Source organism: Streptomyces sp. NPDC031670 (genome assembly GCF_055580545.1).
This window is the reverse complement of the sequence record NZ_JBVILC010000014.1, coordinates 39384-56151: the sequence shown is the minus strand read 5'-3', so window position 1 is coordinate 56151 and position 16768 is coordinate 39384. Positions and strand designations below refer to the sequence as shown.

14 protein-coding genes are annotated in these 16768 nt (G+C 71.7%); 1 reads left to right on the top strand and 13 read right to left on the bottom strand.

What is annotated here, in order from left to right:
- Positions 1-77: 77 nt before the first annotated feature.
- Complete coding sequence (gene fmt, locus ACZ5ID_RS24755; protein WP_468901842.1) at positions 78-1007, bottom strand: methionyl-tRNA formyltransferase; 930 nt, start codon at positions 1005-1007, stop codon at positions 78-80.
- Between the two features lie 294 nt (positions 1008-1301).
- On the opposite strand from fmt, the gene ACZ5ID_RS24750 reads away from it, so the two are divergent.
- Positions 1302-1832: a hypothetical protein gene (locus ACZ5ID_RS24750; protein WP_406554819.1), complete on the top strand. Its 531-nt coding sequence runs from the start codon at positions 1302-1304 to the stop codon at positions 1830-1832.
- A 97-nt stretch (positions 1833-1929) separates the two neighbouring features.
- On the opposite strand, the gene ACZ5ID_RS24745 is transcribed toward ACZ5ID_RS24750, so the two are convergent.
- From ACZ5ID_RS24745 to ACZ5ID_RS24690, 12 genes are all read right to left on the bottom strand, one after another.
- A complete protein-coding gene (locus ACZ5ID_RS24745) occupies positions 1930-4077 on the bottom strand; it encodes a primosomal protein N' (RefSeq protein ID WP_468901839.1) in 2148 nt (715 codons plus the stop codon).
- 99 nt (positions 4078-4176) lie between these two features.
- Positions 4177-5385, bottom strand: coding sequence for a methionine adenosyltransferase (gene metK / locus ACZ5ID_RS24740; protein WP_468901836.1), 1209 nt, complete (start codon positions 5383-5385; stop codon positions 4177-4179).
- Positions 5386-5626: 241 nt separating this feature from the next.
- Entirely contained in the window at positions 5627-6844 is a 1218-nt protein-coding gene (coaBC, locus tag ACZ5ID_RS24735; RefSeq protein ID WP_468901833.1) for a bifunctional phosphopantothenoylcysteine decarboxylase/phosphopantothenate--cysteine ligase CoaBC, read from the bottom strand.
- 79 nt (positions 6845-6923) lie between these two features.
- Positions 6924-7196: a DNA-directed RNA polymerase subunit omega gene (gene rpoZ, locus ACZ5ID_RS24730; protein ID WP_003970369.1), complete on the bottom strand. Its 273-nt coding sequence runs from the start codon at positions 7194-7196 to the stop codon at positions 6924-6926.
- Positions 7197-7221: 25 nt separating this feature from the next.
- Complete coding sequence (gene gmk / locus ACZ5ID_RS24725; protein ID WP_468901830.1) at positions 7222-7815, bottom strand: guanylate kinase; 594 nt, start codon at positions 7813-7815, stop codon at positions 7222-7224.
- A 38-nt stretch (positions 7816-7853) separates the two neighbouring features.
- Positions 7854-8177 carry an integration host factor gene (locus ACZ5ID_RS24720; protein WP_016638838.1) on the bottom strand — a complete coding sequence of 108 codons (324 nt, stop codon included), beginning with the start codon at positions 8175-8177 and terminating at the stop codon, positions 7854-7856.
- Between the two features lie 275 nt (positions 8178-8452).
- On the bottom strand, positions 8453-9292 hold the full coding sequence (gene pyrF / locus ACZ5ID_RS24715) for an orotidine-5'-phosphate decarboxylase (protein ID WP_406552614.1): 840 nt from the start codon (positions 9290-9292) through the stop codon (positions 8453-8455).
- Positions 9289-10398, bottom strand: a complete 1110-nt coding sequence (locus ACZ5ID_RS24710) for a quinone-dependent dihydroorotate dehydrogenase (RefSeq protein WP_468901826.1) — start codon at positions 10396-10398, stop codon at positions 9289-9291. The genes pyrF and ACZ5ID_RS24710 overlap by 4 nt, the downstream gene beginning before the upstream one ends.
- A 57-nt stretch (positions 10399-10455) precedes the next feature.
- A complete protein-coding gene (gene carB, locus ACZ5ID_RS24705; protein WP_468901823.1) occupies positions 10456-13764 on the bottom strand; it encodes a carbamoyl-phosphate synthase large subunit in 3309 nt (1102 codons plus the stop codon).
- The gene (gene carA, locus ACZ5ID_RS24700; RefSeq protein ID WP_468901820.1) at positions 13757-14896 is read right to left on the bottom strand and encodes a glutamine-hydrolyzing carbamoyl-phosphate synthase small subunit; all 1140 of its coding nucleotides are present in this window, start codon (positions 14894-14896) and stop codon (positions 13757-13759) included. The genes carB and carA overlap by 8 nt, the downstream gene beginning before the upstream one ends.
- A complete protein-coding gene (locus ACZ5ID_RS24695) occupies positions 14893-15483 on the bottom strand; it encodes a PH-like domain-containing protein (RefSeq protein WP_468901817.1) in 591 nt (196 codons plus the stop codon). Before ACZ5ID_RS24695 ends, carA begins: the two co-directional genes overlap by 4 nt.
- Positions 15480-16766, bottom strand: a complete 1287-nt coding sequence (locus tag ACZ5ID_RS24690) for a dihydroorotase (protein WP_468901814.1) — start codon at positions 16764-16766, stop codon at positions 15480-15482. Before ACZ5ID_RS24690 ends, ACZ5ID_RS24695 begins: the two co-directional genes overlap by 4 nt.
- Between the last annotated feature and the right edge of the window lie 2 nt (positions 16767-16768).

The window sequence follows — 16768 nt, the reverse complement described above, 5'->3', positions numbered from 1 at the left end:
CCGCTGGTCAGATGGTGCGAACCCGACCAGCCTACGACTGTTCGCCGCACGCCCCCACCCGGGTCCGCGCGCCCCGTTCAGCCGAGGTGCTCGCCCGGGGCGATGCGCACACCGCGCGCCCAGTCCGCGCCCTTCATCGGCTTCTTGCCCTGGGGCTGGACCCACAGGAGCTCGACGGCGTGCGAGCCGGTGCCCACGTACACGTTGTTCTTGCCCGCGGACAGCTCGCCGGGCGCCAGGTCCGTACGGTCCGGGACCGGCGCCGCCTGGACGAGCTTGAGCCGCTCGCCCCGGAAGACGGTCCAGGCACCCGGGGCCGGGGTGCAGCCGCGCACCACGCGGTCGACCCGGAGCGCGGGAGCGGCCCAGTCGATCTGCGCGTCCTCGACGGTGATCTTGGGGGCGAGGCTGATCCCGTCGGCGGGCTGCGGAACGGCCTTGAGCGTGCCGTCCTCGATGCCGTCCATGGTGGCCGCCAGCAGTCCGGAACCGGCGAAGGCGAGCCGGGTCAGCAGATCGCCGCTGGTGTCGGTGGGACGGACGGCCTCGGTCACCGTCCCGTACAGCGGGCCGGAGTCCAGGCCCTTCTCGATCTGGAAGGTCGAGGCTCCGGTGATCTCGTCGCCCGCCATCAGCGCGTGCTGGACGGGGGCGGCGCCCCGCCAGGCGGGGAGCAGCGAGAAGTGCAGGTTGACCCAGCCGTGCCGCGGGATGTCCAGCGCCTCCTGGGGGAGCAGTGCCCCGTAGGCGACGACCGGGCAGCAGTCGGGGGCGATCTCGCGCAGCCGCGCCAGGAAGTCCTCGTCGCGCGGCTTCACCGGCTTCAGCACCTCGATGCCGGCCTCCTCGGCGCGCTGGGCGACGGGGCTGGCCACCAGCCGACGGCCGCGTCCGGCGGGCGCGTCGGGCCGGGTCACCACGGCGGCGACCTCGTGCCGGCCGGAGGCGATCAGGGCGTCAAGGGCGGGAACGGCGACCTCGGGGGTGCCTGCGAAGACGAGCTTCACTGGGGAGTACCTCGCTTTGTAGAGAGCGACGCCCAGTCTATTGCGTGTCCGGGCCCGCACGTTGGGTGTCCCGGCCGTGCCGTCGCGCAGGACGTTCGAGTGAGCTGTTCGGGTTTCCTTTCGCGGTATCGGGACAGGGGCGTACGCCACTTCGCGCGCCCTGCGCTCATACCCATACGCCCCCGCAGCGTGACCACAAGAGCGGGTGGCGCGTTGGTCAAGAGAGATTGACCGAAACGGGCCGCGCGGGCGGCCCGATCCCTTTTCAACAACGCCGGTCCGAGAGGCTTGTTCATGGCCGACCACGCAACCCACGACGCCCAGGCACGGGCCAGTCTGCACTTGTTGGTGCGGGACATCGAGCGGGTCCGCCGGCAGGTGGACGCGCTGCGCACCCTCACCGCCCAGCTCGGCAACGTCTACCGTCCGCGCCGCTCCGGCCCCTCCACGGGCTTCGTCGTCTACGGCCGGGCCCCCGCCCCCACCGTCCGGCTCGCCCAGGAGCTGCGGGACAGCGTGGAGACCCTGGTCACCGCCGCCGTCGACTTCGACCGCTCCCTGGGCTTCTCGTGGGACGCGGTGGGCTCGGCGCTCGGGGTCACCAAGCAGGCCGTGCACCGGCGTTACGGGGCGCGGCGGGCCGCCGCGCAGAGCGCCGAGGCCGAGCGCCCGGCGGAGACGACCGTGACGCGCACGCTGCCGGTGCCCGCCGTGATCCCCGCGGTGCCGGCCGCGCGTTCGATGCCGCCCCAGCCGACGGCGACCTCGCAGTCGCTGCGCGAGGAGGCCCGTACGACGGCGTTCCCGGGCCCGCGCAACGGCTGACCGCCCGCGCCTCCCCGTGCCCTCGTCGCACCTGGGCCTTGCGCCGGGGGCACCCTGTCTGCGAGGGCTGCGTGGGCGTACGGGCGGGGGGTCGGGTTCAGCCGATGTCCGGCGGGTCCACCCTGATCCGTACCGGATCGCCGCCCCCGCGAGCCAGCCGTCCCGCCTGGGCGGTCTTGAGCGCGGTGGCCAGGGCGGCGCCGCTGCCGGGTGGCACGCGCAGCAGCGCCCGCTCCCAGGTCTCCCCCACCGGAGGGTCGCCGGGGCGCCGGGCCCGGCCCGGCTCGGTCGGGCGCATCAGCACCGGGCCCAGGATCTGCGCGTCGGGCGGCAGCGGAACGCTGGTCAGGAACGACTCCACCGCCTCCGCGCGCCCGGTGACCTCGGCCATCCGGGAGACCGGGGGGAAGCCCAGCTCGGCCCGTTCGGCCAGCTCGCGCAGGGCGTGGCCGACCGGGTCCCAGCGGACCAGGGCCTGGACCGGCCGCAACGTCGGCTCGGCGACGACCACCACCGTGCCGCCCTCGTCCTGGCCGCGCACCAGTGAGGCCGCGCCGATCCAGCGGCGCAGCGCCTCCTCCCCGGCGCGCAGATCGGGGCGTCCGAGCATCGCCCAGCCGTCCAGGAGCAGCGCCGCCGCGTATCCGCCCTCGGCGACCGGCTCGGCGCCGGGGGTGGAGACGACGAGCGCGGGCCGCCCGGGCACGCTGTCCAGCACATGGTCGCGGCCCGAGGTCCGCACCGGCACCGCGGGGAAGGCCCGGCCGAGCTCCTCGGCGGTCCGGCGCGCGCCCACGACCTGCGCCCGGAGCCGGACGCCGCCGCACTCCGCGCACCGCCACTCCGACTCGCCCCGCCCGCACCATCCGCACCGCAGGTCCCGCTCGTCCGGCGCCTCCAGGGGCCCGGAGCAGTGCCGGCACCGCGCGGGGGTGCGGCACCGCTCGCAGGCGAGGCGTGGGACATAGCCCCGGCGGGGCACCTGGACCAGGACGGGGCCGCTCTTCAGGCCGTCCCGGACGGCCTGCCAGGCGAGGCTGGGGAGCCGGGCGGCCCGGGCCGCCTCGTCCCGGGCCAGCTCGCCGTCGCCGACCGTACGCACCAGGGGCGCCGCCGACCGTACGGTGGCGCGGTCCGCCACCAGCGGCGCCGCCCAGCCGCTCTCGACGAGCTGGGCGGCCTCGACCGTACAGCTCGTACTGCCCAGCAGGAACGCGCACTTGTCGTGGGTGGCGCGCAGCTCCAGCACCTCGCGGACGTGCGGGAAGGGGGCGTGGTCGTCGCTGTGGCTGGAGTCGCCGTCCTCCCAGACGACCACCAGGCCGAGCCTCTCGACCGGGGCGAACATCGCGGCGCGGGTGCCGACCACGGCCCGCACCGAGCCGCGCCGCACGGCGAGCCACTGCCGGTAGCGCTTCTCCGGGCCGGACTCGGCGGTCAGCAGCGCGTGCCGCCCCTCGCCCAGCACCGCGGTGAGCGCGGCGTCGACCCGCCCGGCGCTGCGCCCGTCGGGCACCACGACCAGCGCGCCGCGCCCGCCCGCCAGGGTCGCCGCGACGGCGCGGGCGATCTCCTCGGCCCAGGACGGGCCGGGCAGCGCGGTCCACACCGCGCGCGGGGCCCCGCCCGAGGCCAGGGCGCGCAGGAACGCGCCGCCGTTCCCGTACCGCACCCAGGTCCCCGCGTCCGGCGCCGGCGGCGGCCCCGGCGGCTCGGGCGAGGGCTTCGCCTCGGCCCGGGCGTTCCTGGGCGGCACCGCGAGCTGGAGCACGTCCGCGAGGCTGCCCGCGTACCGGTCGGCGACCACGCGGGCCAGGGCGAGCAGCCCGGGGCTGAGCACCGGCTCCGGCGAGACGACACTGGCGAGCGCGGCGAGCGGCCCCGAGTAGTCGGACTCGGCGAGGCGCTCGACCACGAACCCGTCGATCAGCCCGCCGCCCTCCCGGCGCCCGCCGCGCACCTGGCGGGCCCCGGCCCCGAACCGCACCCGCACGCGCACCCCGGGCTGGGCGTCGGCGTCCAGCTCGCGCGGGACCGCGTAGTCGAAGTAGCGGTCGAGGTGGACGCCGCCCTTGTCCACCACGACCCGCGCCACGGGCAGCCCCTCGGCCAGCGCGGCGCCACGCCAGGTCCGCGGCTTGGCTTTGGGCACCTTGGCCTTGCGCACGGTCTCCCGAATCAGCGCGAGCTGCTCCGCCCCGCCCCCCTCGGCGCCCCCGCCCGGCTTCTCGTTCTCGCTGCTCACAGCCAAATTCCTACCAGACACCACTGACAGCGGCCCGGCCCCGGACGCACCGCGGCCCCGGACCGCGCCGGTCCGGGGCCGCCGTGGAGCCTGGTTCGGTTACAGACCCGCGGCCGTGCGCAGCGCGTCCACGCGGTCCGTGCGCTCCCAGGTGAAGTCGGGGAGCTCGCGGCCGAAGTGGCCGTACGCGGCGGTCTGGGCGTAGATCGGGCGGAGCAGGTCGAGGTCGCGGATGATCGCGGCCGGGCGCAGGTCGAAGACCTCGGTGATCGCGGTCTCGATCTTCTCGTTGTCGACCGTGTTGGTGCCGAACGTCTCGACGAAGAGACCGACCGGCTCGGCCTTGCCGATCGCGTACGCGACCTGGACCTCGCAGCGGGCCGCGAGGCCGGCGGCGACGACGTTCTTCGCCACCCAGCGCATCGCGTACGCGGCGGAGCGGTCGACCTTGGACGGGTCCTTGCCGGAGAAGGCGCCGCCGCCGTGGCGGGCCATGCCGCCGTACGTGTCGATGATGATCTTGCGGCCGGTGAGGCCGGCGTCGCCCATCGGGCCGCCGATCTCGAAGCGGCCGGTCGGGTTGACCAGCAGACGGTAGCCGTCCGTGTCGAGCTTGATGCCGTCCTCGACGAGCTGCCCCAGCACGTGCTCCACGACGAACTCGCGGATGTCGGGGGCGAGCAGCGAGTCGAGGTCGATGTCGCTCGCGTGCTGCGAGGAGACGACGACCGTGTCGAGGCGGACGGCCTTGTCGCCGTCGTACTCGATGGTGACCTGGGTCTTGCCGTCGGGGCGCAGGTAGGGGATGGTCCCGTTCTTGCGCACCTCGGAGAGCCGGCGCGAGAGGCGGTGCGCCAGGTGGATCGGGAGCGGCATCAGCTCGGGCGTCTCGTCGCAGGCGTAGCCGAACATCAGGCCCTGGTCGCCGGCGCCCTGCTTGTCGAGCTCGTCCTCGTCGCCCTCGACCCGCTTCTCGTACGCGGTGTCGACGCCCTGCGCGATGTCCGGGGACTGCGCGCCGATGGAGACCGAGACGCCGCAGGACGCGCCGTCGAATCCCTTCTTCGACGAGTCGTACCCGATCTCCAGGATCTTGTCCCGGACCAGCTGGGCGATGGGCGCGTACGCCTTGGTCGTGACCTCGCCCGCGACGTGGACCAGACCCGTGGTGATCAGGGTCTCCACGGCGACACGGGACGTCGGGTCCTCGCGCAGGAGCGCGTCGAGGATCGTGTCGCTGATCTGGTCAGCGATCTTGTCGGGGTGGCCCTCGGTCACGGACTCCGAGGTGAACAGACGACGGGACACAATGCTCCCTGGGGTTGCAGCGGCTGCTGGCTGATCATGGGTGGAACGGGCCGGAGGCTGCGCCCGACGTCGTTCCACCACCAGTTTATCGGTCGGTGCCGCTCACCGGGCCACTTGTCTCGCACATTGAAAGCTCTGTGACCTGCGACACCGCGTGTCGCGGTACGGGAATCGGTCTCCACCGGCGGCTCGCGGAGCGGTTTTTGGCGGGTTTGGGACCGCTCTCGGGGCGCACGTGAATTTATCCGAAACGCGGGGCGACGAGATCCCACACCACGTCGGCGAGCGCCTCTTTCGGCCCGTACGGGACCGGGGTCTCCGTCCCGTCGGCGGCCAGCACGACCGCCTCGTTCTCCTCGGAGCCGAAGGTCTTGCGCTCCCCCACCTCGTTGACGACCAGCAGGTCACAGCCTTTTCGCGTCAGCTTGCGGCGGCCGTTGGCCAGGACGTCGTCGGTCTCGGCGGCGAAGCCGACGATCACCTGGCCCGGGCGTGTCCGGTCGGCGGAGAGCTCGGCGAGGACGTCGGGGTTGCGGACCAGGGTGAGCGGCGCGGGCTCCTCGCCGTCCTTCTTCTTGATCTTCCCGGCGGCGTACGTCTCCGGCCGGAAATCGGCCACGGCCGCCGCCATGACCACGGCGTCCGCGTCCGCGGCGGCCTTCAGCACGGCCTCCCGCAGTTGAACGGCGGTGCCCACCCGGACCACGTCCGCCCCGGCCGGGTCGGGCAGCCCGGTGTTGGCCTCGATGAGCGTGACGCGGGCGCCCCGGGCCACGGCGGTGCGGGCCAGGGCGTACCCCTGCTTCCCGGAGGAACGATTCCCCAGGTAGCGCACCGGGTCCAGCGGCTCGCGCGTGCCGCCCGCGCTGACCACCACGTGGCGGCCTTCGAGGTCCCGCTCGCCGGTCCCGCGGGCCAGCACCCTGCGGCACACCTCGAAGATCTCGCCGGGGTCGGGGAGCCGGCCCTTGCCGGTGTCGACGCCGGTGAGGCGGCCGACGGCGGGCTCGATGACGACCGCGCCGCGGCGGCGCAGCGTCGCCACGTTCTCCTGGGTGGCGGGGTGCTCCCACATCTCGGTGTGCATCGCGGGGGCGAAGACGACCGGACATCGGGCGGTGAGGAGGGTGTTGGTGAGCAGGTCGTCGGCGAGGCCGTGGGCCGCCTTGGCCAGCATGTCGGCGGTGGCGGGGGCGACGACGACGAGGTCGGCGTCCTGGCCGATCCGTACGTGCGGCACCTCGTGGACGTCGTTCCACACCTCGGTGGAGACCGGGTGCCCGGAGAGCGCCGACCAGGTGGCCGCTCCCACGAAGTGCAGCGCCGACGCGGTCGGCACCACGCGCGTGTCGTGCCCGGACTCGGTCAGCCTGCGCAGCAGCTCGCACGCCTTGTAGGCGGCGATCCCACCGCTGACCCCCAGAACGACCTTCGGCTTGTCCACCGCGTCTCCCCGCATTCGGATACGTACTCCCCTATGACACACCACAGGCCCGGCAGTCACACTGCCGGGCCTGTGGTCACACGTTTTCGAAGCCTTACTGGGCCGGGCCCTCGATGGCCTCGGAGGTCAGCAGACCCGCGTTGATCTCACGAAGCGCGATGGAGAGCGGCTTCTCGTGGACGTGGGTGTCCACCAGGGGGCCGACGTACTCCAGCAGGCCCTCACCGAGCTGCGAGTAGTACGCGTTGATCTGACGGGCGCGCTTGGCCGCGTAAATCACGAGGCTGTACTTCGAGTCGGTTGCTTCGAGCAGCTCATCAATCGGCGGGTTGATGATGCCCTCGGGCGTGGTGATGGAAGAGGACACGTCTGCCTTCCGAAGGGGTGAAAAATCAAAGAACTTTCATCAAGGCTAGCAGCTCGCGCGCTACATCCTCGACGGAGGTATTGACCAGGGTCGTATCGAACTCCGACTCCGAGGCCAGTTCCACCTTGGCGGCGGCGAGCCGGCGCTCGATGACTTCGGGCGCCTCGGTCCCGCGGCCGGTGAGCCGGCGGACCAGCTCGTCCCAGCTCGGCGGGGCCAGGAAGACGAGCTGGGCCTCCGGCATCGACTCGCGCACCAGCCGGGCGCCCTGGAGGTCGATCTCCAGGAGGACCGGCTCACCGGCCTCCAGGCGGTCCAGGACGGCGCGGCGGGGCGTGCCGTAGCGGTTTCCCGCGAATTCGGCCCATTCGAGCAGTTCGCCATTGGCGACCAGCTTGTCGAATTCCTCGTCGTCCACGAAGAAATAGTGGACGCCGTGGCGTTCGCCGGGGCGTGGCTTACGGGTCGTCGCCGACACCGAGAGCCAGACCTCGGGGTGGACCTTGCGCATATGAGCGACGACCGTGCTCTTGCCGACCCCGGAGGGGCCGGAGAGCACGGTCAGTCGCGGACGTGCGTCCGGGGGTACGGGGGAAGACCCCCGGGGTGAAGCTGCCATGCACCGATTATTCCAGCTTCCCGGGGGTGCCCGGGACGTCAGGCCCCGGAGCCGCCGAACTCACGCTCCAGGGATGCGATCTGGTTGGAGCCGAGACCCCGCACTCGGCGGCTCTCGGAGATCCCCAGCCGCTCCATGATCTGCTTGGCCCGGACCTTGCCCACGCCGGGCAGGGACTCAAGGAGGGCGGAGACCTTCATCTTCCCGATGACGTCGTTCTCCTGGCCCTGCTTGATGACCTCGTGGAGGGAGGCGCCGGAGTGCTTGAGTCGATTCTTGACCTCGGCCCGCTCCCGGCGAGCCGCGGCGGCCTTTTCGAGCGCGGCTGCGCGCTGTTCAGGGGTAAGGGGCGGAAGAGCCACGCCTACGTCACCTCGGATGTCGAACTGTCGGATACGGACCGGTGCGGAAGCTGGTCGCCCCACACCAGGCGAGCAACGAGCGACGCGCAATGCCCGTTCGCTCGTCTCTGCTCTCGTCGGAGACTAGCGGCCTGGACCGCTCCAGTCAGCGAGAACAGACGAAAAGTCCTGGTCAGCCTCTGCCGACCAGGACATTCGTGACATAACACCCCGGTTTTGGGTAAGGAATGCGTCAACCTTTGGCGCGCGGACTCGCCCGAGGACCGCGCGGACCTCTAGGCCGAGGCCACCGCCGTGCGGATCTCGTCCGCGAAACGGGCCGCCGCGTCCTGCAGCCCGACGAGGTCGGGACCGTGACGCAGAACACCCCGGCTGACGTTCGGGACCACGTTGCGCACGGCCGCGCCGAAGACCGCGGGCAGGTCCGCTGCCGTCGCGCCCTGGGCCCCGATGCCCGGAGCCAGCAGCGGCCCGTTGATGTCGAGGTCGAAGGCGGACAGATCGCCCAGCGTCGCCCCCACCACGGCGCCGAAGGAGCCCAGCGGGGCGGCGTCCGCGTTCTCGTCCGCCAGGTGCGCCAGCATCGTCGCGCCGATCGTGCGGCCGTCCTCGCGCACCGCGCGCTGCACCTCCGCGCCCTCCGGGTTGGAGGTCAGGGCGAGCACGAAGAGCCCGGCGCCGCTCTCGCGGGCCAGCTCCACGGCGGGCTTCAGCGAGCCGTAGCCGAGGTAGGGCGAGACGGTGAGCGCGTCGGAGAACAGCGGCGCGTCCGGGTGCAGGAAGGTCTCGGCGTACGCGGCCATGGTGGAGCCGATGTCGCCGCGCTTGGCGTCCATCAGGACCAGCGTGCCGGCCGCGCGCGCGTCCGCGACGGTCCGCTCCAGGACCGCGATGCCGCGCGAGCCGAAGCGCTCGAAGAACGCCGCCTGCGGCTTGAAGACGGCGACCCGCTCGGCCAGGGCCTCGACGACCGAGCGCGAGAACCGCTCCACGCCCGCCACGTCGTCGCTGAGACCCCACTCGGCGAGCAGGGAGGCGTGCGGGTCGATGCCGACGCAGAGGGGACCGCGCTCGTCCATGGCGTGGCGCAGCCGCGCGCCGAAGGGAAGACTCACTTGAGGGCCTTTCGGGTCTCGGCGCCGACCGCCTCGGCGAGGGTGGCGTACGGGGAGGCGGCGAGCCGGGCCGCGAGGCCCTTGTGGATCGCCCGGCCCCAGAAGGGGCCCTCGTAGATGAAGGCGCTGTAGCCCTGGACGAGGGTGGCCCCGGCCAGGATCCGCTGCCAGGCGTCCTCGGCCGTCTCGATGCCGCCGACGCCGACCAGGGTGAGGGAGTCGCCCACGCGCGCGTAGAGGCGGCTCAGGACCTCCAGGGAGCGGTCCTTGAGCGGGGCGCCGGAGAGGCCGCCGGTCTCCTTGACGAGCGCCGGGTCGGACCTCAGGCCGAGGCCCTCGCGCGCGATGGTGGTGTTGGTGGCGATGATGCCGTCCAGGCCGAGCTCGACGGCCAGGTCCGCGACCGCGTCCACGTCCTCGTCGGCGAGGTCCGGGGCGATCTTGACGAGCAGCGGCACCCGCCGGTCGGTCACCGTACGGTCGGCGGCCTCGCGCACCGCGGTGAGCAGCGGGCGCAGCGACTCGGTCGCCTGGAGGTTGCGCAGCCCGGGGGTGTTGGGCGAGGAGACGTTGACGACGAGGTAGTCGGCGTGCGCGGCGAGCCGCTCGGTCGACTTCACGTAGTCGGCGGCGGCGTCCGCCTCGGGGACGGTCTTGGTCTTGCCGATGTTGACGCCGACCGTCGTACGGAAGACGGCTCGGCGGGCCGCGAGGCGCTCGGCGACGGCCGCCGAGCCCTCGTTGTTGAAGCCCATGCGGTTGATCAGGGCGCGGTCCTGGACCAGCCGGAACAGCCGCTTCCTGGGGTTGCCGGGCTGGGCCTCGCCGGTGACCGTGCCGATCTCGACGTGATCGAAGCCGAGCATCGACATGCCGTCGATCGCCACGGCGTTCTTGTCGAAGCCGGCGGCGAGGCCGAAGGGGCCGTGCATCCGCAGCCCGAACGCCTCGGTGCGCAGCTCCTTGTGGCGGGGCGCGAGGACGGCCGCGACGAAGGTGCGCAGGACGGGGATCCGGGCGGCGAGGCGGATCCAGCGGAAGGCCAGGTGGTGGGCCTGCTCCGGGTCCATCCGCTTGAAGACCAGGTGGAAGAAGAGCTTGTACATGTCTCAGTCCTCATGCGGAGGGGGACACCGGATTCCGGTGTCCCCCTCGGGCGGTTGCTAGTCGCGGGCCGCGGTCAGGTGCTCCGCGTGTTCCTGGAGCGAGCGCACTCCCACGTCGCCGTGGTTGAGGGCGTCGATGCCCTGGACGGCGGCGGCGAGGGCCTGGACGGTGGTCAGGCAGGGGACGCTGCGGGCGACGGCGGCGGTACGGATCTCGTAGCCGTCGAGACGCCCGCCGGTGCCGTAGGGCGTGTTGACGATGAGGTCGACCTGACCGTCGTGGATCAGCTGGACGATCGTCTTCTCCCCGTTGGGGCCTTCGCCCTCGCTGAGCTTGCGCACGACGGTGGCGTTGATGCCGTTGCGGCGCAGGACCTCGGCGGTGCCGGAGGTGGCGAGGAGTTCGAAGCCGTGGGCGACGAGCTCACGGGCCGGGAAGATCATCGTGCGCTTGTCGCGGTTGGCGACCGAGATGAACGCCCGCCCCTTCGTCGGCAGCGGACCATACGCCCCGGCCTGCGACTTGGCATAAGCGGTGCCGAAGACGGAGTCGATGCCCATGACCTCACCCGTGGAGCGCATCTCCGGGCCGAGCACGGTGTCGACGCCGCGCCCGTGGACGTCGCGGAAGCGGCTCCACGGCATCACGGCCTCCTTCACCGAGATCGGCGCGTCCAGCGGCAGCGTGCCGCCGTCCCCGTTCCTCGGCAGCAGGCCCTCCTCGCGCAGCTCGGCGATGGTGGCGCCCAGCGAGATACGGGCGGCGGCCTTCGCCAGCGGCACCGCGGTCGCCTTGGAGGTGAAGGGGACGGTGCGCGAGGCGCGCGGGTTGGCTTCCAGGACGTAGAGGATGTCCCCGGCCATCGCGAACTGGATGTTGATCAGGCCGCGCACGCCGACGCCCTTGGCGATGGCCTCCGTCGAAGCGCGCAGGCGCTTGATGTCGAAGCCGCCGAGCGTGATCGGGGGCAGCGCGCACGCGGAGTCGCCGGAGTGGATGCCGGCTTCCTCGATGTGCTCCATGACGCCGCCGAGGTAGAGCTCGGTGCCGTCGTAGAGGGCATCGACGTCGATCTCGATGGCGTCGTCGAGGAAGCGGTCGACCAGCACGGGGCGGGTCGGGGAGATCTCGGTGGACTCCGCGATGTAGGACTCCAGGCGCGTCTCGTCGTAGACGATCTCCATGCCGCGCCCGCCCAGCACGTAGGAGGGGCGGACCAGGACCGGGTAGCCGATCTCGTCCGCAATGGCCTTCGCCCCCGCGAACGTCGTCGCCGTGCCGTGCTTCGGCGCCGGCAGCCCCGCCTCCGCCAGGACCTGCCCGAACGCACCCCGGTCCTCGGCGGCGTGGATGGCCTCCGGCGGGGTGCCGACGACCGGCACGCCGTTGTCCTTGAGCGCCTGCGCCAGGCCCAGCGGGGTCTGGCCGCCGAGCTGGACGATCACACCCGCCACCGGACCGGCAAGGGTCTCGGCGTGGACGATCTCCAGCACGTCTTCCAGGGTGAGCGGCTCGAAGTACAGCCGGTCGGAGGTGTCGTAGTCGGTGGAGACGGTCTCCGGGTTGCAGTTGACCATCACCGTCTCAAAGCCCGCCTCGCTCAGCGCGAAGGAGGCATGCACGCAGGAGTAGTCGAACTCGATGCCCTGGCCGATACGGTTCGGACCCGAGCCCAGAATGATCACCGCGGGCTTCTCACGCGGCGCGACCTCGCACTCCTCGTCGTAGGAGGAGTAGAAGTACGGGGTCTTCGCCGCGAACTCGGCCGCGCAGGTGTCGACCGTCTTGTAGACCGGGCGCACCCCGAGGGCGTGGCGGACCTCGCGCACCACGTCCTCGCGCAGGCCCCGGATCCCGGCGATCTGGGCGTCGGAGAAGCCGTGCCGCTTGGCCTCGGCCAGCAGAGCCGGCTCCAGCTTGTCCGCGGCGGCCAGCTCGTCCGCGATCTCCTTGATGAGGAAGAGCTGGTCCACGAACCACGGATCGATCCGGGTCGCCTCGAACACCTCCTCAGGGGTGGCGCCGGCGCGGATGGCCTGCATGACCGTGTTGATCCGCCCGTCGGTGGGGCGCACCGCCTCCCGCAGCAGCTCGGCCTTGTCGCCCGGCTCGCCGGTGAAGGTGAACTGGCTGCCCTTCTTCTCCAGCGAACGCAGCGCCTTCTGCAGCGCCTCGGTGAAGTTCCGGCCGATCGCCATCGCCTCACCCACCGACTTCATGGTGGTCGTCAGCGTCGAGTCCGCCGAGGGGAACTTCTCGAACGCGAACCGCGGGGCCTTCACCACCACATAGTCCAGCGTCGGCTCGAACGACGCCGGGGTCTTCTCGGTGATGTCGTTGGGGATCTCGTCCAGGGTGTAGCCCACGGCCAGCTTCGCCGCGATCTTCGCGATCGGGAAACCCGTCGCCTTCGACGCCAGCGCCGAGGAACGCGAGACCCTCGGGTTCATCTCGATGACGATGACACGCCCGTCCGCCGGGTCGATCGCGAATTGGATGTTGCACCCGCCGGTGTCCACACCCACCTCACGGATGATCGCGATACCGATATCGCGCAGCCGCTGGTACTCGCGGTCGGTGAGCGTCATCGCCGGGGCCACCGTGATCGAGTCACCGGTGTGCACGCCCATCGGGTCGAAGTTCTCAATCGAGCAGACGACCACGACATTGTCGTTCTTGTCGCGCATCAGCTCCAGCTCGTACTCCTTCCAGCCGAGGATGGACTCCTCCAGGAGCACCTCGGTGGTCGGCGAGAGCGTCAGGCCCTGACCGGCGATACGGCGCAGCTCCTCCTCGTCATGCGCGAAACCGGAACCGGCGCCGCCCATGGTGAAGGAGGGGCGGACCACGACGGGGTAGCCGCCCAGGGTGTCGACGCCCTTGAGGACGTCGTCCATGGAGTGGCAGATCACCGAACGGGCGGACTCGCCGTAGCCGATCTTGGCCTTGACGGCCTCGACGACGCCCTTGAACAGGTCGCGGTCCTCACCCTTGTTGATCGCCTCGACATTCGCGCCGATCAGCTCGACACCGTACTTCTCCAGCACCCCCTGCTCATGCATGGAGATCGCCGTGTTCAGCGCGGTCTGACCACCCAGGGTGGGCAGCAGCGCATCCGGGCGCTCCTTCGCAATGATCTTCTCCACGAACTCCGGAGTGATCGGCTCGACATACGTCGCGTCGGCGATCTCCGGGTCGGTCATGATCGTCGCCGGGTTCGAGTTGACCAGGATGACCCGCAGGCCCTCGGCCTTCAGGACGCGGCAGGCCTGGGTGCCGGAGTAGTCGAACTCCGCGGCCTGACCGATCACGATCGGACCCGAGCCGATGACCAGGACGGACTGGATATCGGTGCGCTTAGGCACGCTGGCCCTCCATGAGCTGAACGAAGCGGTCGAACAGGTACGCGGCGTCGTGCGGACCCGCGGCTGCTTCGGGGTGGTACTGGACGCTGAAGGCCGGCTGGTCGAGCAGCTGGAGGCCCTCCACCACGTTGTCGTTCAGACAGACGTGGGAGACCTCGGCGCGGCCGAAGGGGGTGTCGGAGACCTTGTCGAGCGGGGCGTCGACGGCGAATCCGTGGTTGTGCGCGGTGACCTCGACCTTGCCGGTCGTACGGTCCTGCACGGGCTGGTTGATGCCGCGGTGGCCGTACTTCAGCTTGTACGTGCCGAAGCCGAGCGCGCGGCCCAGGATCTGGTTGCCGAAGCAGATACCGAAGAGCGGGGTCTTCCGCTCCAGGACGGCACGCATCACGGCCACCGGGCCGTCGGCGGTGGACGGGTCGCCGGGGCCGTTGGAGAAGAACACGCCGTCCGGGTTGACGGCGTAGACGTCCTCGGCCGTGGCGGTCGCGGGCAGCACGTGCACCTCGATGCCGCGCTCGGCCATCCGGTGCGGGGTCATGCCCTTGATGCCGAGGTCCACGGCGGCCACGGTGAAGCGCTTCTCGCCGATCGCGGGGACGACGTACGTCTCCTTGGTGGCGACCTCGGCGGCGAGGTCCGCGCCCGACATCTCGGGGGCCTGGCGGACCTCGGCGAGCATGGTGCCCTCGTCGGGCAGCGCGTTGCCGGAGAAGATGCCGACGCGCATCGCGCCGCGCTCGCGCAGATGGCGGGTGAGCGCGCGGGTGTCGATGCCCGAGATGCCGACGACGCCCTGCTCGCGCAGCTCCTCGTCGAGGGAGCGCTTGGCGCGCCAGTTGGAGGAGACGCGGGCGGGGTCGCGCACGACGTAGCCGGCGACCCAGATGCGCCGGGACTCGGGGTCCTCGTCGTTGACGCCGGTGTTGCCGATGTGCGGCGCGGTCATCACGACGACCTGGCGGTGGTACGACGGGTCGGTGAGGGTCTCCTGGTAGCCGGTCATGCCGGTGGAGAACACGGCCTCGCCGAAGGTCGCCCCCACGGCCCCGTAGGCACGGCCGTGGAAGGTACGGCCGTCCTCCAGGACGAGTACTGCGGGAGCCTGGGCTCCTCTGGTGGAGGTCGTCATCGTGCGGCGCCTTCCGTCGTGGTGGTGGGGTGGTTCATGGAGTTGATGGCCTCGATCCAGGCGGCGTGCTCGGCCGCCCGGTCGGAGCGGAAGCCGGAGTCGATCACCTTGTCGCCGTGGGCCCAGGTGACGACCATCAGGCCGCCCTCCGGGAGCACCTTTCCGGCGATAGCCTTCTCGGACCGGGCCTCGCGCAGTGCGGCGGCCGGGATGAAGAAGTCGTTCGCCCCGGGGCGTACGACGTTCACTCCCTCGGCCGTCAGGGTGAGCTCGGCCTTGCTGCGTACACCCAGACCGTGCGCGACGATCCGGTCGAGCCACTGCCCGGCCGTGGTGGAGCCGTGGTAGCGGCCGGTCATGCTCAGTGTGGCCGGGCCGGTCGCCTTGGGCACGGCGGGCAGCTCGGGCAGGTCCGACTGGAGGGTGCCGCGCCACTTCCAGCCCTGGCGCATCAGCCAATAGACGAAGCCGATGAAGATCAGCACGCCGACGACCCAGGCGATCCGGGCCCCCCAGTGCGTCACCTCGGCCGACTTCTGCTCCGCGGCCAGTGCCGCCCCGCCGAGATTGAAGAGTGCAGGTGTCATGCCAGCTTCCCGTCCACGACCGTCGCCCTGCCCCGCAGGAAGGTGTGGGTGACGCGACCCGGCAGCTCACGGCCCTCGTAGGGGGTGTTGCGGCTGCGGGAGGCGAAGCCCGCGGGGTTCACCGGGCCACGGTATGCCGGATCCACCAGCGTGAGGTTGGCGGGCTCGCCTGCCGAGACGGGACGGCCGTGGTCCTCGGCGCCGCCGATGCGGGCGGGCTTGAACGACATGCGCTCGGCGACGTCCGCCCAGTTCATCAGGCCGGAGTCGACCATGGTGTGCTGGACGACCGAGAGCGCGGTCTCCAGGCCCACCATGCCCATGGCCGCCGCGGCCCACTCGCAGTCCTTGTCCTCGTGCGGGTGCGGGGCGTGGTCGGTGGCGACGATGTCGATCGTGCCGTCCGCCAGTGCCTCGCGCAGTGCCAGGACGTCGGCCTCGGTGCGCAGCGGCGGGTTCACCTTGTAGACCGGGTTGTACGAGCGGACCAGCTCGTCGGTGAGGAGCAGGTGGTGCGGGGTGACCTCGGCGGTGACGTCGATGCCGCGCGACTTGGCCCAGCGGACGATCTCTACCGATCCTGCCGTGGAGAGGTGGCAGATGTGCACCCGGGAGCCGACGTGCTCGGCGAGGAGCACATCGCGCGCGATGATCGACTCCTCGGCGACCGCGGGCCAGCCGCCCAGGCCCAGCTCGGCGGAGACGACGCCCTCGTTCATCTGGGCGCCCTCGGTGAGGCGCGGCTCCTGGGCGTGCTGGGCGACGACGCCGCCGAAGGCCTTCACGTACTCCAGGGCGCGGCGCATGATCACGGCGTCGTCGACGCACTTGCCGTCGTCGGAGAAGACGGTGACCCCGGCGGCCGAGTCGTGCATGGCGCCGAGCTCGGCGAGCTGCTTGCCCTCCAGGCCCACGGTGACGGCGCCGATGGGCTGGACGTCGCAGTAGCCGTGCTCGCGGCCCAGCCGCCAGACCTGCTCGACGACGCCCGCGGTGTCCGCGACGGGGAAGGTGTTGGCCATGGCGAAGACCGAGGTGTAGCCGCCGCGGGCGGCGGCCCGGGTGCCGGTGAGGACCGTCTCGGAGTCCTCGCGGCCCGGCTCGCGCAGATGGGTGTGGAGGTCGACGAGACCGGGGAGCAGGATCTGGCCCTCGGCGTCGACGACGGTGGCGCCCTCGGCGTCGAGGCCGGCGCCGACGGCGGCGATGGTCTCGCCGTCGATCAGGACGTCCTGGACCTCGCCGCCCAGCACCTTCGCACCACGGATGAGGATCTTGCTCATGA